20 protein-coding genes are annotated in these 23779 nt (G+C 51.6%); 4 read left to right on the top strand and 16 right to left on the bottom strand.

Going from position 1 to position 23779, the window contains the following annotated elements:
• Window positions 1-2: 2 nt before the first annotated feature.
• Window positions 3-620 (bottom strand): BamJ family beta-barrel-assembly machinery protein, encoded by a 618-nt coding sequence (bamJ, locus tag CSR04_RS02000; RefSeq protein WP_102794552.1) that lies wholly within the window; start codon window positions 618-620, stop codon window positions 3-5.
• 278 nt (window positions 621-898) lie between these two features.
• Between bamJ and CSR04_RS01995 the strand changes: the two genes are divergently transcribed.
• On the top strand, window positions 899-1819 hold the full coding sequence (locus tag CSR04_RS01995) for a trypsin-like serine protease (RefSeq protein ID WP_102794551.1): 921 nt from the start codon (window positions 899-901) through the stop codon (window positions 1817-1819).
• A gap of 53 nt (window positions 1820-1872) precedes the next feature.
• Here CSR04_RS01995 and CSR04_RS01990 read toward each other — a convergent pair whose 3' ends face one another.
• The 3 genes from CSR04_RS01990 to CSR04_RS01980 all read right to left on the bottom strand — a co-directional run bounded on the left by CSR04_RS01990 (window position 1873) and on the right by CSR04_RS01980 (window position 6414).
• Entirely contained in the window at window positions 1873-3042 is a 1170-nt protein-coding gene (locus CSR04_RS01990; protein ID WP_102794550.1) for a dipeptidase, read from the bottom strand.
• A gap of 26 nt (window positions 3043-3068) precedes the next feature.
• Window positions 3069-4388, bottom strand: a complete 1320-nt coding sequence (gene pepQ / locus CSR04_RS01985; protein WP_102794549.1) for a Xaa-Pro dipeptidase — start codon at window positions 4386-4388, stop codon at window positions 3069-3071.
• Window positions 4389-4482: 94 nt separating this feature from the next.
• Window positions 4483-6414 carry a transglycosylase SLT domain-containing protein gene (locus CSR04_RS01980; RefSeq protein ID WP_245921287.1) on the bottom strand — a complete coding sequence of 644 codons (1932 nt, stop codon included), beginning with the start codon at window positions 6412-6414 and terminating at the stop codon, window positions 4483-4485.
• Window positions 6415-6710: 296 nt separating this feature from the next.
• On the opposite strand from CSR04_RS01980, the gene fadB reads away from it, so the two are divergent.
• Both fadB and fadA read left to right on the top strand, forming a co-directional pair.
• Entirely contained in the window at window positions 6711-8852 is a 2142-nt protein-coding gene (gene fadB / locus CSR04_RS01975) for a fatty acid oxidation complex subunit alpha FadB (RefSeq protein ID WP_102794547.1), read from the top strand.
• A gap of 15 nt (window positions 8853-8867) precedes the next feature.
• Window positions 8868-10031 carry an acetyl-CoA C-acyltransferase FadA gene (fadA, locus tag CSR04_RS01970; protein WP_102794546.1) on the top strand — a complete coding sequence of 388 codons (1164 nt, stop codon included), beginning with the start codon at window positions 8868-8870 and terminating at the stop codon, window positions 10029-10031.
• A 76-nt stretch (window positions 10032-10107) separates the two neighbouring features.
• Here fadA and CSR04_RS01965 read toward each other — a convergent pair whose 3' ends face one another.
• From CSR04_RS01965 to CSR04_RS01910, 12 genes are all read right to left on the bottom strand, one after another.
• On the bottom strand, window positions 10108-11406 hold the full coding sequence (locus CSR04_RS01965) for an adenylosuccinate synthase (RefSeq protein WP_102794545.1): 1299 nt from the start codon (window positions 11404-11406) through the stop codon (window positions 10108-10110).
• A gap of 123 nt (window positions 11407-11529) precedes the next feature.
• Window positions 11530-11718: a DUF2065 domain-containing protein gene (locus CSR04_RS01960; RefSeq protein WP_102794544.1), complete on the bottom strand. Its 189-nt coding sequence runs from the start codon at window positions 11716-11718 to the stop codon at window positions 11530-11532.
• Window positions 11715-12881 (bottom strand): aminotransferase class V-fold PLP-dependent enzyme, encoded by a 1167-nt coding sequence (locus CSR04_RS01955; protein WP_342751345.1) that lies wholly within the window; start codon window positions 12879-12881, stop codon window positions 11715-11717. Before CSR04_RS01955 ends, CSR04_RS01960 begins: the two co-directional genes overlap by 4 nt.
• 39 nt (window positions 12882-12920) lie before the next feature.
• The gene (gene hflC, locus CSR04_RS01950) at window positions 12921-13808 is read right to left on the bottom strand and encodes a protease modulator HflC (protein WP_102794543.1); all 888 of its coding nucleotides are present in this window, start codon (window positions 13806-13808) and stop codon (window positions 12921-12923) included.
• A 3-nt stretch (window positions 13809-13811) separates the two neighbouring features.
• Entirely contained in the window at window positions 13812-14966 is a 1155-nt protein-coding gene (gene hflK / locus CSR04_RS01945) for an FtsH protease activity modulator HflK (RefSeq protein ID WP_102794542.1), read from the bottom strand.
• A gap of 38 nt (window positions 14967-15004) precedes the next feature.
• A complete protein-coding gene (gene hflX / locus CSR04_RS01940) occupies window positions 15005-16297 on the bottom strand; it encodes a ribosome rescue GTPase HflX (RefSeq protein WP_102794541.1) in 1293 nt (430 codons plus the stop codon).
• Window positions 16298-16319: 22 nt separating this feature from the next.
• The gene (gene hfq, locus CSR04_RS01935) at window positions 16320-16571 is read right to left on the bottom strand and encodes an RNA chaperone Hfq (RefSeq protein WP_102794540.1); all 252 of its coding nucleotides are present in this window, start codon (window positions 16569-16571) and stop codon (window positions 16320-16322) included.
• A gap of 111 nt (window positions 16572-16682) precedes the next feature.
• Window positions 16683-17618, bottom strand: a complete 936-nt coding sequence (miaA, locus tag CSR04_RS01930) for a tRNA (adenosine(37)-N6)-dimethylallyltransferase MiaA (protein ID WP_102794539.1) — start codon at window positions 17616-17618, stop codon at window positions 16683-16685.
• Window positions 17608-19299, bottom strand: coding sequence for a DNA mismatch repair endonuclease MutL (gene mutL / locus CSR04_RS01925; protein ID WP_102794538.1), 1692 nt, complete (start codon window positions 19297-19299; stop codon window positions 17608-17610). Before mutL ends, miaA begins: the two co-directional genes overlap by 11 nt.
• Window positions 19300-19312: 13 nt before the next feature.
• Complete coding sequence (locus CSR04_RS01920) at window positions 19313-20632, bottom strand: N-acetylmuramoyl-L-alanine amidase (protein WP_102794537.1); 1320 nt, start codon at window positions 20630-20632, stop codon at window positions 19313-19315.
• Window positions 20633-20637: 5 nt separating this feature from the next.
• Window positions 20638-21093: a tRNA (adenosine(37)-N6)-threonylcarbamoyltransferase complex ATPase subunit type 1 TsaE gene (tsaE, locus tag CSR04_RS01915; RefSeq protein ID WP_102794536.1), complete on the bottom strand. Its 456-nt coding sequence runs from the start codon at window positions 21091-21093 to the stop codon at window positions 20638-20640.
• Window positions 21094-22575 (bottom strand): NAD(P)H-hydrate dehydratase, encoded by a 1482-nt coding sequence (locus tag CSR04_RS01910; protein ID WP_102794535.1) that lies wholly within the window; start codon window positions 22573-22575, stop codon window positions 21094-21096.
• Window positions 22576-22595: 20 nt separating this feature from the next.
• Here CSR04_RS01910 and queG point away from each other — a divergent pair, with 20 nt between their 5' ends.
• Window positions 22596-23732 (top strand): tRNA epoxyqueuosine(34) reductase QueG, encoded by a 1137-nt coding sequence (gene queG, locus CSR04_RS01905; RefSeq protein WP_102794534.1) that lies wholly within the window; start codon window positions 22596-22598, stop codon window positions 23730-23732.
• The last annotated feature ends 47 nt before the right edge of the window (window positions 23733-23779 follow it).

Here is a 23779-nt window from a genome sequence, read left to right as displayed (position 1 = left end):
GCTCAGAGAATATCCAGCAGTTCCACATCAAAAATCAGGGTGCTGTAAGGCTTGATCGCCGCGCCTGCACCTTGCTCACCGTAGGCCAGTTGATAAGGCACATACAAACGCCACTTGGCACCGACCTGCATCAATTGCAGGGCTTCGGTCCAACCTTTAATCACGCCACCTACCGGGAACTCGGCTGGTTGGCCACGTTCGTAGGAGCTGTCAAATACGGTACCGTCGATCAGCGTGCCATGGTAATGGGTACGTACGGTGGACGAGGCAACCGGCTTGTCACCGCTGCCGGCATTCAGTACTTCATACTGCAGACCAGAATCGGTCACGGTCACACCGTCACGTTTAGCGTTGTCGGCCAGGAAGTCTTCGCCTTCTGAGATCACGGCTTTGGATTGCTCGGCCTTGGCTGCCTGCATCTTCTGGTGAATGGCGTTAAAGGCCACGCGCAGGTCTTCATTACTTACCGCACTGGGCAGTTTGTGAAAGGCGGTGGCCAGGCCGTCTTGTACCGCGTCAATGTCCAGCCCTTCAAAAGGGTTGGATGCCAGTTGCTCGCCCATTTGCAGGCCGATGCCGTAGCTGGCCTGCAGCTCTGGGGTGGTATAAGTCTTAGACATGATTATTCCTGTAGTTAAGGAGAGATGATTGGATATGGACCAATCTGATGAACTTAGCCGTATTGCTGTGGCGCAAGCATACCCGCTAATAGCATAAATTGACAGTTCAGCGCAGCCAGATAAGGGCAATGTATTGTCAGGTTTTTTAACAGTTCAGTGTTAAATGTTTGCTTATCCAATTGAAATATAAGTGTAAAAATACAAGGCCTGAATTTTGCTTAACGCCTCCCCTGCTCTTGCACAGCAGATTAGTAATAAAACAATAATAGGGAACAATAATGATAAAAAAATTAGTCGCAGCTATGGGGCTTGTGTGCCTGTCTTCTACCGCCATGGCAGGGGTGATTCGCCACGATGTCAGTGACGATATTTATAAAGCCATTGGCAGTAACCCTGCATTCAATTCGGTAGGAAAAATACTCTTTGATACACCGGACGGTGGGTATATCTGTAGCGGCACGGCGATTTCATCCAACTGGATTCTGACGGCTGCGCATTGCGTAGACGAAGCCACAAATATGACGTTCTATCAGTACAACGGCTCTGGTATGGGACATACGGCTTATCAGGCCAGCCGCTGGTTCGCCCATGAAAACTGGACCGGTGACTTGCTGGCCGGTTGGGATATTGGCCTGATGTATGTAAAAGAAGCGTTGACTGTGCCATTTGCCAAATTGTACGAAGGGGCTAACGAGTTTTTGTCTATTGCCACGCATGTAGGCTATGGCGCAACGGGCACTGGGGAGACGGGCTCCGTTTTACCACCGGGTGAGCGTCGCGGCGGACAGAATATTATTGATGATACTTGGTCATTAGAAGGTAATGGTGACCATATTCTGTTCTCCGACTTTGACCATCCTGTCGACCCGCTGTATAACACATTTGACTTCACCGGGTATACCTTCGACGACTTGGCTATCGATTATGAATACTCTATCGCTGGTGGGGATTCCGGTGGCGGGTTATTTATCTACGAAAATGGTGAGTATCATCTGGCTGGCGTGCATTCTGTAGGGTTTGATATAAACAGAAGTGGCATTTACGCTGAGTACGGTGATGCTTATGGCTCTACCCGGGTGAGCAGTTTTGTTGACTGGATCAATGCCAGAGCGGTACCGGAGCCAGGCACTATCAGTATGTTTGCATTAGCTTTGGGTCTGTTGCTGATGGGGGGACGTCGCAAGGCGCTGTCCAAATAAGCTACCCAGCTAGGTAAGAAGAAGCCGCGCATTGCGCGGCTTTTCGTTTCTCGTTAGTGCGCGGCAGCGTAAGCTTCCACCTGGCGCCAAACCCTTAGCAGGTTACCTGACAGGATTTTGCGGATATCCGCTTCACTGTAGCCTCTGTCCAGTAAGCCCTGAACCAGGTTGGGATAAGTGGACACGTCTTTCAGATCGGTGGGCAGTGAATCGCCGACACCATCATAGTCTGAACCAATGCCTATGTAGTCAATACCCACCAAATCACGCACATGGTCAATATGGTCCAGAACGATTTTCAGGGTAGCAAAAGGATATGGGTTATTCTGACGGTAGGTTTTGTCAAATGCGTCGCGATCTTTAACGTCGGCTTCCTTCATGGCTTCACTGCGTTTTTTGCCCCAGGCCTGAGCCTGATTGGAGACAAAACTGGAGCCAAAGTTAATCATCACTACCCCGCCATTTTTAGCCAGCGCCTTGATCATATCGTCGTTCATGTTGCGCTCAAAGCCGGGAGTAAACTTACGCAATGAGGAGTGCGAGGCAATCACTGGCGCTTTGGTCAGTTCGATAACCTGATAAAAAGCATCGTCTGACACATGAGAAATATCGATCATCATGCCGATGTTATTCATCTCGGTAACCAACTGCTTACCAAAGTCGCTCAGGCCATGCCATTTGCGGCGCAAGTCGTAAGAAGAATCCGAGATATGGTTTGCTTGTGAATGGGCCAGGGTGATGTAACGCACACCGCGTTGGTAGAAGTGCTTAAGGTTGTCAAAGCTACCTTCCAGAGGGGTGCCGTTTTCCATCCCCATGGGCAACGCGATTTTGCCATTCTTAAAGGCCGTTTCTACATCGGCCACCGAATGGGCAATGGCAAATTTGTCCGGGGCGCGGCCGACAATGGCCTCAACACTGTCGATTAAGCGGTTTGCCAACAATACACTGCCACCGGCTTCTTCATAGCTGGCCGGAATGTAGATAGACATAAAGGGTGCATTCAGGCCGCCTTCCACTGCTCTGGGATAGTCAAAATCGCCCTTGTCTGTGGCCAGCGTCACATCTTCCCATTCATCGTTCAGGCGGTAGGGTACGTCGATATGACCGTCAACAATGATAGTATCTTTGGCCAGCCGCTTCGCCTGTTCAGAAGGCTGAATGGCCAGCACACTGCCGGAAGCCAGCAAAGCAGCGATGGTCAGGGCAATTTTGTTCTTCATATTGTTATTCCTGTTGTTATTGTGACTCAGGCCAGGCCCAGATCCCGGGTCATGTTTTCATTCCTTTCCCGGTGTACGATGACGTTATCTTCAATACGGATACCGCCGAAGGGCCTGAAGCTGTCTACTTTGTCCCAGTTGATATACTTGGATTGCTCACTGCCTTTAAGGTCAGCCAGCAGACTATCTATAAAATACAGTCCTGGCTCAACAGTAAAGACCTGACGGGCTTCAACGAGACGGGTAGCGCGCAGAAACGGATGTTCTGCGGGCGGTGGTGCCGGAGTGCCGCGGTCATCATTCATCAAACCGCCCATATCATGTACCTGCAGCCCTAAGTGGTGGCCAATACCATGGGGAAAGAAAGTGCGGCTGATACCCTGTTCGACAATACCGTCGGCGTCCAGATTTACGATACCAAAGCTTTTTAACAGTGCTGCCACTTTGCTGTGCGCGGCGATATGTAAATCCGGATAAGGGATGCCGGGCTTCAGCATGTCCACCAGGTCCAGGGTAACCTGGTCCATGGCCAGTATCAGGTCTGCAAAGTCGTTGTTGTGCCTGGCATAGGTGCGGGTAATATCAGCGGCATAGCCGTTAAACTGAGCACCGGCATCAATTAGAAACGAGCGGTGTTCGGCTGGCTTGTGCGTTTCGACTGTCATATTGTGCAATATGGCGGCGTTTTCATTCAGGGCCACAATATTGCCATAAGGCACATCGTTGATGCCCTGGCGCACGGCTGACAAATACGCCTGATTAATATCAAATTCACTTTGTTCGGCAAAAAAGGCGGCCCTGGCGGCCAGGTGTCCGGCCACTGCAATGCGGTTGGCTTCACGCAGACAAGCCAGCTCATAGTCGGTTTTGTAGGCGCGATGGTAATGCAGGTAATGCATGACCCGGTCCGGGTTCACCAGCTCAAAACCGAGTGCCTTCGCCACTTCAATATACTCGCCGATGTAAGCGTAACGGCGTTTATCATAAGGCAGATGCTTTTCCACCAGGTTCGCCTGCGCCAGCAACACAATGTCAAACTGTTCGGCCCAGAAGTCACTGGGCGGTGGCGGGACCTTGTGCCAAAAATCCTTGGGGCGATAGAAGATAAGTTTGGGTTTGTCTGCACCGTTAACAATCAGCCAGCAGTTCGGGTTGTCCAGAACCGGCAACCAGGCCTTAAACTGCGGATTGACGCTGAAGGGGTAATCCATATCATCAAGGAACTTACGTTTGGCCTGGCCGGAATGAATAATCAGGCCGTCAATGCCTTCGCGCTGGATGGCTTCCAGGGTACGGGACTGAAGCTCGGCAATATGTTGCGGATAAAGAGACGCCAGTTGCTGCATAAAGTGCTCCGGGACAGAGAATTTTTGCCGGTACACTAGCATAACTGGCGCTGAACTCCTAACCCGTCCAATACCATTGGACGGCGCTTGGTGTCTACATAGCTGTCATGGATGATGAGATTTTCATATTGGCCAAATCCTCGAACAGATTCTGCTGTTGACCCAGACGCTGTTTATAGATCTGCTTATAGGCCATCACGGCTTTCACGTAATTACGGGTTTCCTTGTAAGGGATGGTTTCCACCCATACGTCCATGGGCACGTCTTCTTTTGGCAACCAGCGTTTAACCCTGCTCATTCCGGCGTTGTATGCGGCGGTGGCCAGCACCGGATTGTCCTGCATCTTGTCCATCAGGTAACGCAAGTACTGTGTGCCATATTCGACGTTTTTTTCCGGATCGAACAACACCTGGTTAGACACTTTTTTCTTGGCCAGATGTCTGGCGGTACCCGGCATCACCTGCATTAGCCCTTTGGCACCGACCCCAGAATTGGCGTCCACCATAAAGGAACTTTCACGCCGGGCGATGGCGAATGCCCAGGCCGGATCCACATGGTGTTTACTGGCGTTGTGCATCAAGGTTTGGTCGTAGGCCAGCGGAAAGCGGCGCTTTACGTCATCCAGATAGCCCAGACGCGAAAAAGCAAAAATGGCCTGATCATGCCAGCCCCAGCGATCGGCCAATACGGCTGCGGCCAGACCCTGTTGATAGGTTAACTGGCTTTGTAATTGGATCCATTCGCGGCGGGCGGCGGTGTAGCGTTTCAGTGCCAGTAATTCCCTGGCGCGTTTGGCAGCTGGCAAATTTTCAACGGTCGACAGCTCCAGATCGGAAATCTGTAATGGCGTATCCGCCAGGTTGGGCGCTTTGGCTAACTTACCCGCGGCCAGAAAGCCGTAATAATGGCGAACGTTAGACAGGGCATCGTACTGGCGTTTGGCGTTGACGGGGTCATTCAGGTGTTCATAACTGCGTGCCAGCCAGTAGCGGCTGGAATAATCCTCTTCCAGTGCCGCAGGGGCCATGTTTACCACGTCGGCCACATGTTGCCAGTCCTGATGACGCAGCACATGGGTCAGGTGCCAGCGAAAAATCTCTTCGTTACCGTCGCCCCGGTTGGCGCGCTCCAGCCAGAATTCTGCCTGAGGATGGTCTTCCACCGCCATGGCAATGGCAAACCCGGCTGCCACTTCCTGTTCTTCGCTGGAGTCGAAGCGGTATTTGTCACTGGCTTGTTGCCAGGTTTTGATGGCCAGGGGTTTATCACGCCACACCAGTCGTTTAAGGGCATACAGAACAATTTGCTTTTCTTTGTCAGGGTACTTAACCGGAAAGCGACTCAGGCGGGCTACCGAAGATGGATTTCGTCTGGCATCCAGCCACAGGTCACCCAGGTATTGCTGAGGGGCAGGAAGTAGTGACTTCAGATAGGGCACCAGGGTGTGGTCGCCACCGTCAGCCGCCAGTACCAGGCGTTGCCAGATCATCTGTTCAGTGCGCTGACCTGCGTCTGTCCATTGCTTAAACACCTTGTCACAGGCTTTGTCCTGAGATTTACCCACCAGCCATAGCTCAGGTACCAGTGCAAAGGCTTGCTGACGGTTTTGTGTTTGATTCAGGTGATAGGCTGCATTGGTACAGCGCAATGTGTCATCGCCGGTATCCCGGTAGTACTTTAAGAAGCGCGCTTGGTCATTGCGTTTGGCCAGATAAGTCAGCCATTTTTCCCGCAATTCACGGTCAAGGGGGGTATCAGCATAATCTTGCAGAAACCCGGCAATGGCTTGCTCATTGTTTAGCTTCACACTGGCCAGTAATGCGGTTTGCTGCAAATAGGGCAGCAGCGGGTAATCTGCCAGATTCACCAGCGCATCCTGGTAGGCCTGGCTGTCCGGGTAATAGCTCCATTTCTCAGTATCGAGGAACTGAGCACGTTGTTGCTCAAGCTTGCTATCCGCCAACAAACTCAGGGGATACAAGGCCATTACAACCAGACAATTTCGCAATGTAGAGACGCTTAACACTACCAGCCTCCTGAAGCGCAGGGACCCTTTAGATTAATGATAGTCGCTGGATAATCAAGTATGTGACCAGCATCTTAGGTGTATATTTTGTCTGTTTTTTGTACAGACTTGCTGAAGGTAGGCTTAGCTAATTGACTTTATTCAGGTTTTTATCAGGATGAAAAATTATTTAAACGATTGTTTGAATTTCGGTTGAAATTTAATACGCCTTCAACAAGAATTGAGCCACCCTACACTTGCGTGCCGGTTTAAACCGGACGTTGCACCATCAGTATAGATGGCCAAAGGAGAGCAACATGATTTATCAAGGTAACAGCCTGTCTGCGTCCTTGCTGGAAGATGGCATTGCCGAAGTGGTGTTTGATGCCGCCGGCTCAGTCAATAAGTTTGACCAGCAGACGGTATCCGAACTCAACGAACTTTGCGCAGCACTGGAAGCCAACGGCGAGGTGAAAGGTGCGCTGGTGCGTTCTAACAAAGGCGCCTTTATCGTAGGCGCCGATATTACCGAATTTAATGGTTTGTTTGCCTTACCCGAGCAGGAAGTGCTGAGCTGGGTGGCCAAAACGTCCAAAGTGTTCGACCGCTTTGAAGACTTGCCTTTCCCCACATTGGCTGCCATTAACGGTTTTGCGCTGGGCGGCGGTTGTGAAATGACCCTGGCTTGTGATTTTCGTCTTGCCGATAGCAGCGCCAGAATTGGCCTACCCGAAGTAAAACTGGGTTTAATGCCAGGCTTTGGTGGTACGGTGCGCCTGCCGCGTATCATTGGTGCCGACAATGCCCTTGAATGGATGACCAGCGGCCGTGACAAAAAACCTGAACAGGCGTTAAGCGATGGCGCGGTGGATGCGGTGGTGGCTCCGGACAAGCTACGTGATGCGGCGCTTGCTATGTTAAAGCAGGCCATTGCCGGTAAGCTAGATTGGCAAAAGCGCCGTACCCAGAAAACCTCGCCACTGAGTCTGAATGCCAATGAATCCATGATGAGTTTTGCCACTGCCAAGGCCATGGTCAGTGCCGTAGCAGGGCGTCACTATCCGGCGCCGCATATGATGGTTGACACCGTAGCCAAGGCTGCCGGGCTGGACCGTGAAGGTGCGCTGAAGCTGGAAAATGAAGGCTTTGTTGCGCTGTCTAAAACAGACGCTGCTACCGCGCAGATTGGCATTTTTATGGCCGATCAACTGGTTAAGAGCAAAGGCAAGAAACAGGCAAAAGCGGCCAGTAAAGAGATCAAACAAGCCGCGGTGCTGGGGGCCGGCATTATGGGCGGCGGTATTGCCTATCAGTCTGCGGTCAAAGGCACACCGACAGTGATGAAAGACATTCGTCAGGATGCGCTGCAACTTGGTCTGAATGAAGCGGCCAAGATTCTGGGTAAAGGTATGGAGCGCGGTAAGGTCGATGCTAGAACCATGGCCGCGACGTTAAACAATATCGTACCCAGTCTTGAGTACAGCGCGATCAAAGATGCCGACGTGGTGATTGAGGCCGTGGTGGAAAACCCTAAAGTCAAAGCAGCGGTGCTCAAAGAAACCGAGCAAAGCGTGGCGGCTGACACCATTATCTGCTCTAACACCTCTACCATTTCAATCAACAGTTTGGCCGATGCCCTGGAAAAGCCGGAACGCTTCTGTGGCATGCACTTCTTTAATCCGGTACATAAAATGCCGCTGGTGGAAATTATCCGTGGCGAGAAGACCAGTGATGAAACCATTGCAGCCGTGGTGGCTTTTTCCTTGAAGATGGGTAAAACCCCGATAGTGGTGAATGACTGCCCTGGCTTCCTGGTAAACCGGGTGCTGTTCCCATACTTTGCCGGATTCAGTCAGTTATTGTTGGACGGCGCTGACTTTGTTGCCGTTGACAAGGTGATGGAGAAACTGTTTGGCTGGCCGATGGGCCCGGCTTACTTGCTGGACGTGGTTGGGCTGGATACCGCCGACCATGCGGCGGGTGTTATGGCTGACGGCATTCCCGAGCGTATGCAGCGTATTCAGCAAGACCCGATTCAGAGTCTTTACCAGGCGGGCCGCCTCGGCCAGAAAAACGCCAAAGGTTTCTATGACTTTGGCGTGGATAAGCGTGGCAAGCCGACTAAAGCACCTTCCGCCGAAGCCTATAAGCTAATCAACATTGAACACCAGGAGTTTGATGCAGAAGAGGTGATTGCCCGCTTGATGATCCCGATGGCCAATGAGGCGGTACGCTGTCTGGAAGAGGGGATCGTTGGTAGTGCAGCCGAGGCGGATATGGCCCTGCTGTACGGGCTTGGCTTCCCGCCTTTCCGTGGCGGTATCTTCCGCTATATGGAAACCCTGGGTCTGCAGAACTTTGTGGCGTTGGCCGACAAGTATGCGAGTTTGGGGCCCATTTATCAGATCACTGACGGATTGCGCGAAATGGCCGCATCCGGCAAGTCCTATTTCGCTTAAGGTTGGGAGAACATCATGAAAGACGTGGTAATAGTGGATTGCATTCGTACGCCAATGGGCCGCTCAAAAGGCGGTGTATTCCGTAACGTACGGGCCGAAACCCTGTCCGCCCATCTGATGACTCAACTGCTTGAGCGCAATGGGGCATTGGATCCGGCTGAGATCGACGACATTATCTGGGGCTGCGTGCAGCAGACTAAAGAGCAGGGTTTTAACATTGCCCGTAATGCGCAGTTGTTAACCAATATTCCCCGCTCGGTTGCCGCCGTTACGGTAAACCGTTTGTGTGGCTCTTCCATGCAAGCCTTACATGATGCTGCTTGTGGCATTATGGCGGGTAAAGGGGATGTCTATATTATTGGTGGTGTAGAGCATATGGGTCATGTGCCCATGGACTTTAACATTGATTTTCACCCAGGGCTGGCCAAGCACACTGCTAAAGCGTCCGGTAATATGGGCATGACCGCAGAATTGCTTGGGCGCCAGAATGGTATCAGCCGTGAAATGCAGGACGCCTTTGGCGCAAGATCGCATCAGCGTGCCCATCTGGCCACTGTCGAGGGCCGCTGGGCAACCGAAATCGCCGCTATCGAGGGGCATGATGCGGATGGTGCCCTGACACTGATTGAGTCTGATGAGGTGATTCGTCCGGATACCACTGTGGATACTCTGGCAGGCTTGCGTCCGGTGTTTGATCCGGTTAATGGCACAGTTACCGCAGGTACGGCATCCGCCATATCTGACGGCGCTTCTGCCATGCTGGTTATGTCAGCCGATAAGGCCAAAGCATTGGGATTGACTCCAAGGGCAAGAATCCGCTCTATGGGTGTGGCTGGCTGTGATGCAGCCATTATGGGCTATGGACCGGTACCTGCCACTAAAAAGGCACTGAAGGCCGCTGGTATGAGTATGGACGATATCGAAATCGCTGAGTTTAATGAGGCCTTTGCCGCTCAGGCTTTGTCCTGTATTAAACAGCTGGGCTGGCTGGAAAGCTATGACGAGAAAGTCAACCTCAATGGCGGTGCTATCGCGCTGGGCCATCCGCTTGGTTGCTCGGGGGCGCGGATCTCCACCACCCTGATTAATCTGATGGAAGCCAATAACAAGTCTGTGGGCCTGGCAACTATGTGTATCGGTCTGGGACAGGGCATTGCTACGGTGTTTGAGCGCGTATAACTCAGCGCGTTGATAGCAACTACCTCTATAAGCAAAAAACGCCGCATTCAGCGGCGTTTTTTTATTTGCCAGCACCTTAGGCGCTATATGGATGGCGCAGTACTATGGTTTCAACCCGATCCGGACCGGTGGAAACGATATCCACGGGTACGCCGGTGAGTTCCTCTATGCGTTTAATGTAGTCACGGGCGGCCTGCGGCAGCGCATCCAGGGACGTCGCACCGAAGGTATTGTCCTGCCAGCCAGGCATCTCTTCGTAAACCGGCGTGACTTTTTCATAGCCGTCGGCAGCCATGGGCGGCACATCACGTACTGTGCCGTCAGGGAATTTATAGCCGACACAGATTTTCAGCGTCTGCAGACCGTCCAGTACATCCAGCTTGGTCAGACAGAAACCACTGATGCTGTTGATCTGCACTGCACGTTTCATGGCGACCGCGTCAAACCAACCGGTGCGGCGTTTACGACCTGTGGTGGCACCAAACTCGTGACCTTTAGTACCTAAGTGGGCACCCACTTCACAATCCAGCTCGGTAGGGAAAGGGCCTGAACCAACACGAGTGGTATAGGCTTTAACAATACCCAGCACGTAATCCAGATTTAGCGGGCCGAAACCAGCGCCTGTGGCTACACCGCCAGCGGTGGTATTAGACGAAGTCACATAAGGATAGGTACCATGGTCAATATCCAGCAGAGTACCTTGTGCGCCTTCAAACATAATGGCATCGCCATTTTTGCGGGCTTTGTCCAGCATGTCCGGCACATCCACAACCATGGCCTTAATAATGTCGGCAATCGCCATGGTTTGCTGCAGCACGTCTTCGTAGCTGACCGGCTCTACTTTGTAGTATTGCGTCAGGGCGAAGTTATGGAATTCCACAATCTCTTTCAGGCGGGCGGCAAAAGTCTCGGCACAGAACAAATCACCTACGCGCAGACAGCGACGGGCAATTTTGTCTTCATAAGCCGGACCAATACCACGGCCGGTGGTGCCAATGGGGTTGTTACCCCTGGCTTTCTCGCGGGCCAGGTCCAGGGCGATGTGGTAAGGCAGGATCAGCGGACAGGCTTCACTGATAACCAGGCGTTCTTTAACAGGCACACCACGCTCTTCCAGCATTTTGATTTCTTTCATCAATGCTTCAGGGCTGAGAACCACGCCGTTGCCGATAACACAGGTGACATTGTCACGCAGAACACCAGACGGGATAAGGTGTAGTACGGTTTTTTCGCCATTGATAACTAAGGTGTGGCCGGCATTGTGGCCACCTTGATAACGGACGACGAATTTGGCCTTGTCTGTTAAAAGATCAACGACCTTACCTTTACCCTCATCACCCCACTGGGTGCCGAGTACTACAACGTTTTTTGCCATGGATTAAAAAGTGGTCAGAAAATTAGGCGGGGATTCTATCAAATTTCGACCAGCCAGATCACCTGTTTTCCGGTAATTCCCGGTCGGTGACAGCTAATTCCTTGCTACAAAGGGAATTTCCGGTTATTTCAGCAGGAAATATAACGCCACCAATCCTATGGTCACCATGGTGCCTCCCATAGTACGTAACTGTTGTGCTGACTGACTGGCTAACTGGCGCATAAAGCTTTGCCACTTATTGGGAAACAGCATAGGGCCGATACCTTCCAGTATCAGCACCAACGCCAGGGCAACCCAGATCATCTCACTCATGGCATGTCCTGCAGGCAGCGTAAGTCATATTCGGCGGCATTATGGTAAAGGGCGAAGCCGAATCTTAACCTGTCTCCCCTGGCGTCTGTTATCACACCATGTTTATGCAAATGTTGGTGCAGCGCCTGCACCCTTTGCTGACTGGCCAGCTTAAAGGTCAGGAAATGACCGTGATGATGGGGGTCAGCCATCAGCAGATTGCCGCCGTGCAAATCGCGATGTCCTATGGCATCAAGCTTTTGCAGAAAAGCCTGTTGCAGGCCTTGCACATAGGCATGAATAGTGGCGACATCCAAGCCTTGTTGTTGATAGAGCGCCTGTACTGCGGCAAGGCGATAAAGAGGGGCGAAGTCCATAGTGGCACCGGCAAAGCGCATCCCATTGGTGGCATAGTTCACCTGACCGGTCTTGGCCTGGTCAAGTTCGCCAAACTCAGCAAACCAACCAGTATAGGCGGGCCTGAGCTGGCATTGGGGCGGCACGTGTACAAAACAGCAGCCTTCTCCGCCCTGGGCGTACTTATAACTGCCGGCCAGATAAAATACCCTGTTGGCAATGGCGGATAAGTCAGTGGGGAGCGCCATAAAGCCGTGATAGCCGTCTATCACAAACAAGCTATGTGCTGCAGCTCTTGCCACTAAGGCATCCAGATTTCTGACTGCCAAAGCTGAATTAAAGAACACCTGACTGATAAAAATTAAATCCCAGCTGTCGCTTTCGATGGCATCAAAAAAACGCTGCTCAAAATTATTGAAAGGCAAGGTTTCAATGCAGGTTAGTTGCAGATTGTCCAGTTCGGCCAGGCGCTGAATCTGCCGGTTGAAGCTGTGGAATTCACTGTCGGTGGTAAGAATTTTCAGCGGTTTCTGCCAATCCAGGCAACTGAGTATCCGATACAATAATTCGTGGGTATTCGGAGCAAAGGCTAATTGAGATGGCATGCCGGTATGCAGCGTGTCGGCGATATACTGTTGTACCTGCGGGAGTTTTTGCGAAAACAGATATTGCCATTTGTCGTCCACCATGGCGGCGGTATCATCCCAATACTGCAACATGGCGTCACGGGTGACATCCGGCCAGTAGTGATGACTGTGGCAGGCAAAATGCTGTTTACCTGGATTGGCGTCCAGAAAGCGTTGATACAGATGCTGGTACAAGGTCACGTCCCTCTCATAGCAAAAGGGCCCCTGCGGGCCCTTTTATCAGTTTTTCTTACCTTTAGTGTCGTTCATGTAGCGGAAGAAGTCGCTATCCGGTTCCAGAATCAACACATCTTGCTTATTGTTAAAGCTTTTACGATAGGCATCCATACTGCGTAAGAAAGCGTAAAACTCAGCATTCTTGGTGTAAGCATCGGCATAAATTTTTGCGGCTTCGGCATCACCTTCACCGCGCAGTTTACGCGCGTTACGCTCTGCATCCGCCAGCATAACCGTCACCTTGGCATCGATATCGGCGCGATGGATTTCCGCCTGCTCACGGCCTTGTGATCTGTGCTCTTTCGCCACAGCAGCCCGCTCAGCGCGCATACGGTCATAAATGGAGTTACTGATTTCCAGTGGCAGGTTAATTTGTTTTACCCGCACATCCACAATTTCAATACCCAGTTCCACCGCACTTTCAGCAGATTGTTTCATGGCTTTGTTCATCAGCTCAGAACGTTCACCCGAGACAATCTCAGAAATGGTACGGCTACCGAATTCGGTACGCAGGCCGTTATTTACTTTCTGTTTCAGCAGGGTTTCCGCCTGATCCTTAAAACCGCCAGTGGCCAGATAGTAAGTCGCAAAATCCTTGATACGCCACTTCACATAGGAGTCAACGATAAGGTCTTTCTTCTCAGCTGTGACGAAACGATTAGCGCCGTCATCCAAGGTCTGTACTTTGGATGTCAGTTGTTTAACCGTATCGATAAAAGGCAGCTTCAGGTAAATACCTGGCTCATACACAACAGTCTGGCCGGTTTCGCTATCACGGCGTACCTTACCAAACTGAATAACGATGCCACGGTAGCCCTCTTCCACCACAAACACAGAACCAAAACCGAGGATCACCAGCACGATCAGTAGTGCGATAATAAAGTTCTTCATACCTTATTCCCTCCCGGTGCGGTATCTGTCAGATCTTGAGCCCGTCGCATTGCCACTGCCATTTGATGTTGACTGGTTCTGAGTATTAGTGCGCAGGCCTTCCAGGGTGTTGGATGACACTGGTGCCGTATTGTTAGCATTCTGGCGTTCCAGAATTTTATCCAGTGGCAGGTACATCATATTGCCGCTGCCCTTGGTATCGACAATAATCTTGCTGGTGCTGCCATAGACTTCTTCCAGAGTTTCCAGATACAGGCGCTGACGGGTTACTTCAGGTGCGGCAACGTACTGAGGAAGCAGCTCCTCAAAACGTGCCACTTCACCGCGGGCTTCCAGGGTCACCCGCTGCTTATAAGCGGTCGCTTCCTGTTCCATACGGTTAACCTGACCACGTGCTCGCGGTTCGATCTCACGGGCGTATGCTTCTGCTTCACGGATGTAGCGCTGCTCATCTTCCTGGGCGGCAATGGCATCGTCGAATGCGGCTTTGACTTCCTCAGGTGGACGGGCATCTTTAAAGTTCACATCCAGAATTTCAATACCCATGCCGTAAGGTGCGATGATACCGTTAAGTTCCTCGCGCACTTCCTGACGGGCCACTTCACGACCACGGGTCAGAACATCATCCATTTTGGAGTGACCAACAACGTAGCGAATGGCTGCATCCAACGCATGGCGCAGGCTCTCGTCAGGATCTACCACGGCGAAGGTATATTTGAACGGATCCATAACCCGATACTGGATCTCCATATCAACGCGCACCACGTTCTCATCTTCTGTCAGCATAAAGCCAGATGAGGGCATGGAACGTACCGACTGCACATTAACCGGATATACTTTATCAACAAAAGTTGGCTTCCAGCGCAGACCGGGCTCCTGGAAGCTATGGAACTTGCCGAAGCGCAGTACCACACCACGTTCTGCTTCTTTCAGGGTGTAGAAACCACTGATAAACCAAACGGCGACCAGAATACCAACGATTAAGCCCAAACCCAGGCCGCCAAAGCCTTTACCTGATGACTTATTGCCGCCACCAAAACCGCCCAACTTATCGAAGAACTTCTTAAAGACTTCGTCTAAATCAGGAGGACCCTGATCGCGGCTACCGCGATTTTTCCAGGGGTCATTGTTGTTGCCTCCAGGCTCATTCCAAGCCATGTGTTTCTCCGTATTGATAGATAAAAAAATTGAGTTGCTCAGTGTTTATGGATGACGAAAGACGCCAGATTGCTGGTCATATGTTTTTCCAGCCTGTGCCAGTCTTTGGCCGGCATTCTTACATCCACCAACCAGTCGCCATCCTCTGCGTACGACTCTGCCGAGATACACTGCATACGATAAAGTGCACCGCGCAGTTTTCCTTCCTTGGGGGGAATTCGCAATTGATATTGCACCATACTGCGTCCCAGACATTCAGTCAGGGCCTGAAACAGCAGGTCAATACCTAATCCCTGATGGGCCGACAACCATACTCGCACAGGTCGGCCCTCATCGTCGTAGTCGATGCGTGGGGTGACTTCCTGTAATAGGTCTATCTTGTTACAAATCATAAGCTGTGGCACGTCACCCGCGTCGATCTCATCCAGCACCAGATTGACCTGGTCAATATTGTCTTTGTGCTGTTCATCGGCATAGTCAACCACATGCAGCAGCAGGTCAGCTTCCTGAGTTTCCTGCAAGGTGGCTTTAAATGCTGCTACCAGATCATGGGGGAGGTGGCGAATAAATCCAACCGTATCGGCGAGAATTGCCGGCCCCACATCTTGTAACTGAATCTTGCGTAGTGTCGGATCCAGCGTAGCAAACAGCTGGTCAGCGGCATATACGCCTGCGGCGGTCAGGGTATTGAACAAGGTGGACTTGCCAGCGTTAGTGTAGCCAACCAGCGATACGGTAGGGATCTCAGCCCGGGTTCTGGCCCGTCGTCCCTGTTCGCGTTGTTTCTGGACCTTCGCCAGACGTTTTAAAATATGATCTATTCTGGCGCGCAGCAACCGGCGGTCAGTTTCCAACTGGGTTTCACCCGGTCCGCGTAGGCCGATACCGCCTTTTTGCCGTTCAAGGTGAGTCCAGCCGCGAATCAGGCGGGTTGATATATGTCTGAGCTGAGCCAGCTCAACCTGCAATTTACCCTCATGAGTACGGGCCCGCTGGGCAAAAATGTCCAGAATCAGACCAGTGCGGTCCAATACCCGGCACTTACACAGCTTTTCCAGGTTGCGTTCTTGTGAGGGACTGAGAGCATGGTTAAAAATAACCACATCGGCACCAGTCAGCTGTACCTGCTGGGCGATTTCATCTGCTTTACCGCTGCCGACAAAAAATTTGGCACTGGGGGTGGAACGGGAACCCGTTACTAAACCCACAGCTTCGACACCAGCAGACGAAACCAGCATCTGCAACTCGTGCAGGTCTTCTCTGCTGCTTTCGTCGGGGAAGTCTATATGTACCAGTACAGCCTGCTCACCTGCTTCATAACGGTCAAACAAGCGTCATCTCCAAAAGGAATGGTTAGTCCTCGTCATTATCTTGGTTTGACTGAGGATTAGCAATCATTGGAATAGGACGGGCTGGCACTACTGTTGAGATAGCATGCTTATATACCATCTGGCTGACAGTATTTTTCAGAAGAATCACAAATTGATCAAAGGATTCCACCTGACCCTGCAGCTTAATGCCGTTTACAAGGTAAATAGAAACAGGCACCCGTTCCTTTCTCAGCGCATTTAAAAAGGGATCTTGCAGTGATTGGCCTTTCGCCATTTTCATTATCCTTTTATTTTTATTATCTCAGCGCCCCCGCACCACTTATGGAGACACCTCGCCAGCTTTTTGATTATACAGTTTTTGTCCCGCCTGTATAGCCACAACCCGTTAAGGGACGCGGCTTTTTAGCGTTTTCATCACCTGCTGCAGATTGTCCTTAGCAAAGGTATCCAGCCAGTGAATTGGTTGCCAACTGCGCAACCAGGTCAATTGGCGCTTGGCCAATTGCCGGGTGGCTACTATAGCCCGATAACGCATCTCCTGATGGTCATACCTGCCATCAAGATATTCCCACATCTGACGGTAGCCAACACATCTTACAGAAGGCAAGTTTAGATGTAGATCTGCCCGAGCGTAAAATTTTTTTACTTCCTCTTCAAAGCCTTGCGCCAGCATCTGATCAAAACGCAGTGCTATCCTGTTATGTAGCACGGCTCGGTCCTGTGGCGCTATAGCAAATTGGAATACCTGATAAGGTAATGGGGGGGATTTTTCCTCAGTCAAGACCGTCAGGCTTTTGCCGGTTAAATAGAGCACTTCCAATGCCCGGGTTAACCTTTGGGGGTCATTGGGGTGGATGCGTGCCGCTGAGACAGGATCTTTTTCTGCAAGTTCAGCATGCAAAGCCTGCCAGCCCTCAGCGGCGGCACGGGCTTCAATTTTGGCCCTGACTTGGGCATCGGAGGAAGGTAATGGTGAAATTCCTTCCAGCAGTACTTTGAAATACATCATGGTTCCGCCCACCAGCAGGGGGATATTGCCTCTGGCCCTGATATCGGCCATTTCCCTGAGCGCATCATGGCGAAAATCTGCCGCAGAATAGGCATCGGCCGGATCCAATATATCGATTAAACGATGCGGTGCGACCGCGAGTTCTTCGCTGCTGGGTTTGGCGGTGCCGATATCCATGCCTTTGTAAATCATGGCTGAATCAACACTGATAATTTCACAGGGTAGATTTTGCACCAGGCTGATAGCCAGATCGGTTTTACCTGAGGCTGTTGGACCCATCAGGAATATGGCGGGTGGCAAATTAGTCTGCATTGTTTTGAATCCAATCTGCCAGGGGCAGTTCTGTGGCTTGCGCTGTCAGTATCTCGTTAAGCAGATTGCGTTGCTGACACCATTGCCACAATTGCTGCACTTGCTCGTGGGTATAGGACTGTTTGGTATCTGTCAGAGCACCGAGCAGGCAATTCAGTGCTTCTCCTGCTGGACAATCTATCAACAAGGGCAGTAAATCAGGCCAGTGGTATTGGCGAAAGCCTGCAGGCACTTGCTTGAGCATCAGCTTATGTTTGTCAATTTTGACAACAAAACCCAGCGCCTCAAGTTCATCCTGCTTGTTGGTCAGGTCTGCTGCTGAGTCCGACAGATTGACCGCCACGGGCATTAAAAGTGGCTGGCTGACAGGTGCCTTCAGACTTTCTTTCAGTTGAGTCTTGGCCAGTTTTCTGACCTCAAGCAAATAAGCCTTTTGTTGCTGCTCTAGCAGTAGAAAACGGCCCTGCACTAATAACCATGGTGGGTTATTTAGCTGAGGAGCTGTGGCAGCTGTGGGGCTGGGGCGCATAAGTTGCTGATAGTTATCTGCTGCCCGGGCTGGTAAGCCAGTACCCCGATACATGCCGGTACTTTCGCCGACTTTGGCTTGTAAGGGGCGAATGTAGTCATGTCTGGGCTCTGCGTCCGGCATCTGCCGTACTTGTGGCTGAGCTAATTCTTCTTCAAACTGGGGGCGCTCTATAGCATCCTGTAGTGCCCGAAAGATAAAGTCATGCACCAGTCTGGCCTGGTGAAAACGCACTTCATGCTTGGCTGGATGCACATTTACATCCACCTCTTTGGCGTCCAGTTGCAAATACAAAACATAGGCAGGGTGGCAATCCGCAGCGAGGATACCTTCAAACGCCTGGCGAATGGCGTGGTTAATCAGCTTATCGCGCATCATCCGGCCATTAACGTAAAAATATTGTTGATCCTGGCTGGTGCTGCCCTGATTCAGTAGCCAGCCGTTCAATATCAAACCCTGATATTCACTCTGAATGCTCAGGGCTTGCTGGCCAAAGGCCTGTCCACATACCAGTGACAGTCTTTTTTGCCGGGCTACCTGCGATTCCGCTTTAGGATAGTGACGTAAGAGCTTGCCGTTATGTTTCAGGCTGAATGCCACATCAAAGCGCGACAAAGCAATACGTTTGACTGTTTCATCAATATGCTGGAATTCGGTTTTTTCACTGCGTAGGAACTTGCGTCTGGCTGGCGTGTTAAAAAACAGATCCAGCACTTCAACGCTGGTGCCGTTTGGGTGTGCGACAGGTTGAAGCTGCACTGCCATGTCCCGTCCTTCGGCCCTGGCCTGCCAGGCTTGCGCTTGACTGGCGGGCTTGGACGTCAAGGTAAGGCGCGCGACCGAGCTGATACTGGCCAACGCTTCGCCGCGAAAACCGAGGCTAAGAATTTGTTCAAGATCGTCCAGACAACTGATTTTACTGGTGGCATGACGGCTTAAAGCCAGCTCCAGTTCGTCCTGAACGATACCGTTGCCGTTATCTCTGATCAGAATGCGCTTGTGGCCACCGCGGTCAATTTCCAGTTCAATTTTATCGGCGCCAGCATCCAGGCTGTTTTCAACCAGTTCTTTAATAACCGAAGCCGGGCGCTCTACCACCTCACCTGCAGCAATCTGGTTGGCAAGGCGGGCGGGTAAGATTTGTATCGACAAGATATTGTTACTTTTAGTTGGGAATGGTCAGCACTTGTCCGATGCGCACCAAATCCGAGTCAAGATTATTGGCGGCCTTCAACTTGCTGACCGGTACATTGTAACGCTGTGCAAGCAGGGACAAAGATTCACCGGCAGACACTTTGTGAGTGCGGTTTTCTCTTTTCAGCCTGGCCCACATTGTGCCATCCGGGGGCATACGTTTGAAATAGCGTTGTACCGCATTGTACATGGCGTCGGCCAGATTCTCGCGGAACTTCGACCAATTAAGATTTTTCTCTTCATCTTTGTTAGAGATAAAGCCTGTTTCCACCAAAATGGACGGGATATCCGGTGACGTCAGCACGGCTAAGCTGGCGGCCTGAGGAACGGATTTATGCAATTTGGTAATTTGGCGCATTTCTTTGAGTACTTCGCGGCTGACCTCGTAGCTGGTAGATATGGAGTGATCCATCGACATATCCAGCAAGGCTTGAGTCAGATAGCGCTCGCTGGCGGTATCCTGGATCACCTCGGCAGCGCCCCCCAGCAGTTCTGAATGCTTCTCGCTGTTTTCCAGCCAGCGGCCCAACTCAGAATTCGCCCGGCGCATAGACAATACCCATACCGATGCACCACTGGGCTGCGGCGTGGTGTAGGCGTCAGCGTGAATGGATACAAACAGATCGGCTTTTTGCCGTCTGGCCATATCCGCCCTTTTATTCGGGTGAATATAATAGTCGCCGGTGCGGATCATAGCTGCTTTCATGCCCGGCGTATTATCGATTTTCTGCGCCAGCATCTTCGCCACGCTGAGCGTGACATTTTTTTCGTAGCTACCAGCATAGCCAATAGAGCCAGGGTCTTCGCCACCATGGCCGGCATCGATAGCAATGATGATGTCCCGGTCAGCTAACTGGTCACTGCGTTTAACATTGCTTGACGCCGTTTCTCCTTTACTGCCGATATCAATCACCAGACGATTGCCGTAAGGGGCGGTAGGAGGTAAGGAAAAAATCTGCGTGTCGACAGCCTCATTCAGGTCAAATACCACTCTGATGCTGTGCTTATCCTTGGCATTGCTGTAACGCAGGCGCTTAATCAATTTGCTGTCGTTCTGGATCTTGTCAAAGTCCAGGCCTTTACTGGTGTCGGCCAGATCAATCACCAGACGGGTGGGGTTGCTGAGGGTAAAGTAGCTGTAATCGGGCGCTTCACGCATATCAAACACCACCCTGGTATTGGAGGGTGAAGGCCAGATACGTACGCCTTCCATCTTATTCTTGGCAAATGCCAGGCTGCTGAATAACATCAGCGCTGTTGCCAGCCAGGGAATCAGTCTTCTATGTGCCATGTGCTCTATTGTAGTTGTGCAAGCAACGCTTCTCCCTGTTCTGACAAGGGAAGCAGCTCAATGGTTCGGCCAGGGTCACTAAAAGCTATGTTAATCTGCAAATCCGCCGGGGCCAAGAGTTGACCACCTTTTTGTGGCCATTCAATCAAACACAGGCAGTCCTGTTCGAAATAATCACGAATGCCAATAAACTCCAGTTCTTCCGGGTCGGCCAATCGGTACAAGTCAAAATGGAAAATACGCCAGCCGGCTGCTTCATAGGGTTCTACTAGCGTATAAGTGGGACTTTTTACTCTGCCCTGATAGCCTAAAGCTTGGATGAAGCTACGGCAAAAACTGGTTTTGCCAGCTCCCAGATCGCCGTGCAAATAAATTACGGTTGCCTGCTTACAGGCCTTTGCCAGTTTAGCCGCCAGCTCTGCTGTACCTTGTTCGTCGTTAACTTGTATTTGTGTTGTCATTCAGCGGTTTACCAGCTTACGTATAAAGGGCAACAAATCGCTGGCTATCATACCACGTTCGCCATGCTGTTGTGCAGCCAGGTCGCCCGCAGCTGCATGCAGGCTTGCACCATAAACTGCCGCCGCGGCGCTATCCATGCCCTGGGCCATCAAAGCTCCAATCACACCGCTTAACAGATCCCCCATGCCGGGGATGGCCATACCCGGATTTCCATTGCTAATGACATAGCAATGATCCTGACCTGATACCAGGCTACCGGCGCCTTTTAACACCACATGGCATTGATATTGTTGCTGCAACTGCTGAAGCACTGCATACCGATCAGCTTGTACTTGTTGAGTGGTGATGGCCAACAGTCTGCCGGCTTCTCCGGGGTGAGGGGTGATTACCACATTGCAAGAGAGTTTGCGGGGCGCTTTTGCCAGCAGATTTAATGCGTCGGCGTCAAGCAACAGGGGTTTATGACTGGTTTGCTGATAGGTTAATACTGCATCAAATAGTTGCTGCGCCCAGTCATCCTGCCCCAGGCCGGGTCCCAGAACCAGACAGCTGGCCCAGTCCAGCAAGGCTATTAGCTGATTCTGTTGCGCCAGCATCAGTTCGGGCCGCCCCAGGCCCACCAACATCTGATTATCCGGGTGACACAGGACGTTAACCAGCCCTGCCCCAGTGCGCAATGCCGCCTCACCTGTGAGCCTGATTGCCCCTGGCATGCCCAGATTGCCGCCCAGGCACAGCAGGCGGCCAAATGCGCCTTTATGGCTATTCAGCGGCCGGGCTGGCAGAGGGGGAAGCTGAGTAAAGTCGACGATTTGAGCACTGGGGGTAGCCAGTGCACCAAAGGACTCGGCTATGCCTAAATCGGCAAAGCTAAGTTTGCCGGAAAACTGCTTGCCCTGACCGGTGACAAGACCAGGTTTAATACCGACAAAGGTCAGGGTGTGTGTGGCGCTAAGCGCTATATCAGCTTCTGCACCGCTATCGGCCAGCAGTCCAGAGGGCACATCCAGGCTTAAGACCGGAATGTCAGTGTTTTTCAGTACCTTGATCACACTGGCATAAGGTTCTCTGAGCTGCCCTTTGGTGCCGGTGCCCAGCATCGCATCCACAATCAGGTCGAAGTCTTCTAGTGGCTGAGGCCAGCTGCTGATTTCACCGCCAGCCTGTTGCCAGTTATTGCAGGCCTGCAACGTATCCGGACTAAACTTTGATTGGTCGCCCAATGATACCAGGCAAACCTTAAGGCCGGCTTTTTTAGCCATGCGCGCCAAGACAAAGCCATCACCACCGTTATTGCCATGGCCATTTAACACTAATATACGCCTGGCCTGCGGGAATTCGCTTTGTAAGGTGATAAATGCAGCAGCCCCAGCTCTTTCCATCAGCTCATACATACTGATACCCACATGTTTGGCCGCAGTGACTTCATGTTGGCGTACCTGCTCCGCGGTAAAGGCTTTATATGCTAGACTGGCGGGCATTGTGATAGTGAATCGATTCAATGGCTGAACTCTGCGACAAGTTATTAGCTGACCTGACCGAGCATATCAAGAACCTGGGTAAATCGCTGGGTTTTCAGCAGGTCGGTATTTGTGATGTGGATTTAAGCCGCCATGAGGGGCATTTGCAAGCCTGGTTGGACAAAGGCATGCACGGTGAGATGCAATATATGGCAGAACACGGCATGAAACGCGCCCGCCCCCATGAACTGGTGCCTGGTACTTTGCGGGTTATCAGCGTGCGCATGGATTACCTGCCGCCGGATGCCGGCTTTGCCCGCAATCTGAAAAATCGTCAGCTGGCCTACATTAGCCGTTACGCGCTTGGGCGCGACTACCATAAACTGATCAGACAGCGGCTGAAAAAGTTTGGCGAACAAATTCAGCAGAAAGTCAGTGAACTGGCTTTTCGCCCGTTTGTCGACTCGGCACCTGTTTTGGAACATGCGGTGGCGGAAAAGGCTGGTATCGGCTGGACGGGTAAGCATTCTCTGACCATTAACCGCGAAGCCGGTTCCTGGTTTTTTCTGGGCGAATTGTTTATTAACCTGCCTTTGCCGATAGACAGTCCGGTGGCTGAGGGCTGCGGTAGTTGTACCGCCTGCCTGACGATCTGCCCTACTGGTGCCATAGTGGAACCCTATGTGGTGGATGCCAGGCGCTGTATTTCTTATCTGACCATTGAGCAGAAAGGCCCGATTCCCGAGGAATTTCGCCCGCTGCTGGGTAATCGCATTTACGGTTGTGATGATTGCCAGCTAGTTTGCCCCTGGAATCGTTATGCGCAAATTACCGATGAAGCAGACTTTCATCCCCGCCAGCAGTTGCATGGTAAAACCTTATTAGAGCTGTTTGCCTGGGACGAGCAGAAGTTTCTGAAAAATACCGAAGGCTCGCCTATTCGCCGTATTGGCTTTGAGCGCTGGCAACGCAATATTGCCGTGGGGTTGGGCAATGCACCTTATGCCGACGAGATTGTTGCCTCACTGCAAGCAGCCAGAGAGTCTGCCTCGGAACTGGTCAGGGAACATATTGATTGGGCGCTGGTCCAGCAAGCACAAAGAAAGCCGGGGCAAGCAGACCGGCAGACCCTCAGGTTAATCCGTAGTGTGGAAAAAGGTCTGCCCAGAGACGCGTAATAGATGCCTGTTGTTATCAGTCAGTTCTGCTGGTGGCTGATTTAACT

Origin of the sequence: Bowmanella denitrificans (assembly GCF_002887595.1) — a bacterium.
Taxonomy (GTDB): Bacteria; Pseudomonadota; Gammaproteobacteria; order Enterobacterales; family Alteromonadaceae; genus Bowmanella; species Bowmanella denitrificans.
This window is presented reverse-complemented; position numbering and strand designations above follow the sequence as displayed.

Bases quoted from the DNA above. Each gene is read 5' to 3' on its own strand.
- hfq (WP_102794540.1), bottom strand. From the start codon at position 16,571: ATGGCGAAAGGCCAATCACTGCAAGATCCCTTTTTAAATGCGCTGAGA.
- CSR04_RS01995 (WP_102794551.1), top strand. From the start codon at position 899: ATGATAAAAAAATTAGTCGCAGCTATGGGGCTTGTGTGCCTGTCTTCT.
- CSR04_RS01960 (WP_102794544.1), bottom strand. From the start codon at position 11,718: ATGAGTGAGATGATCTGGGTTGCCCTGGCGTTGGTGCTGATACTGGAA.
- queG (WP_102794534.1), top strand. From the start codon at position 22,596: ATGGCTGAACTCTGCGACAAGTTATTAGCTGACCTGACCGAGCATATC.
- CSR04_RS01990 (WP_102794550.1), bottom strand. From the start codon at position 3,042: ATGAAGAACAAAATTGCCCTGACCATCGCTGCTTTGCTGGCTTCCGGC.
- miaA (WP_102794539.1), bottom strand. From the start codon at position 17,618: ATGCAGACTAATTTGCCACCCGCCATATTCCTGATGGGTCCAACAGCC.
- CSR04_RS01910 (WP_102794535.1), bottom strand. From the start codon at position 22,575: ATGCCCGCCAGTCTAGCATATAAAGCCTTTACCGCGGAGCAGGTACGC.
- fadA (WP_102794546.1), top strand. From the start codon at position 8,868: ATGAAAGACGTGGTAATAGTGGATTGCATTCGTACGCCAATGGGCCGC.
- hflK (WP_102794542.1), bottom strand. From the start codon at position 14,966: ATGGCTTGGAATGAGCCTGGAGGCAACAACAATGACCCCTGGAAAAAT.
- hflC (WP_102794543.1), bottom strand. From the start codon at position 13,808: ATGAAGAACTTTATTATCGCACTACTGATCGTGCTGGTGATCCTCGGT.
- pepQ (WP_102794549.1), bottom strand. From the start codon at position 4,388: ATGCAGCAACTGGCGTCTCTTTATCCGCAACATATTGCCGAGCTTCAG.
- CSR04_RS01920 (WP_102794537.1), bottom strand. From the start codon at position 20,632: ATGGCACATAGAAGACTGATTCCCTGGCTGGCAACAGCGCTGATGTTA.
- fadB (WP_102794547.1), top strand. From the start codon at position 6,711: ATGATTTATCAAGGTAACAGCCTGTCTGCGTCCTTGCTGGAAGATGGC.
- CSR04_RS01965 (WP_102794545.1), bottom strand. From the start codon at position 11,406: ATGGCAAAAAACGTTGTAGTACTCGGCACCCAGTGGGGTGATGAGGGT.
- bamJ (WP_102794552.1), bottom strand. From the start codon at position 620: ATGTCTAAGACTTATACCACCCCAGAGCTGCAGGCCAGCTACGGCATC.
- tsaE (WP_102794536.1), bottom strand. From the start codon at position 21,093: ATGACAACACAAATACAAGTTAACGACGAACAAGGTACAGCAGAGCTG.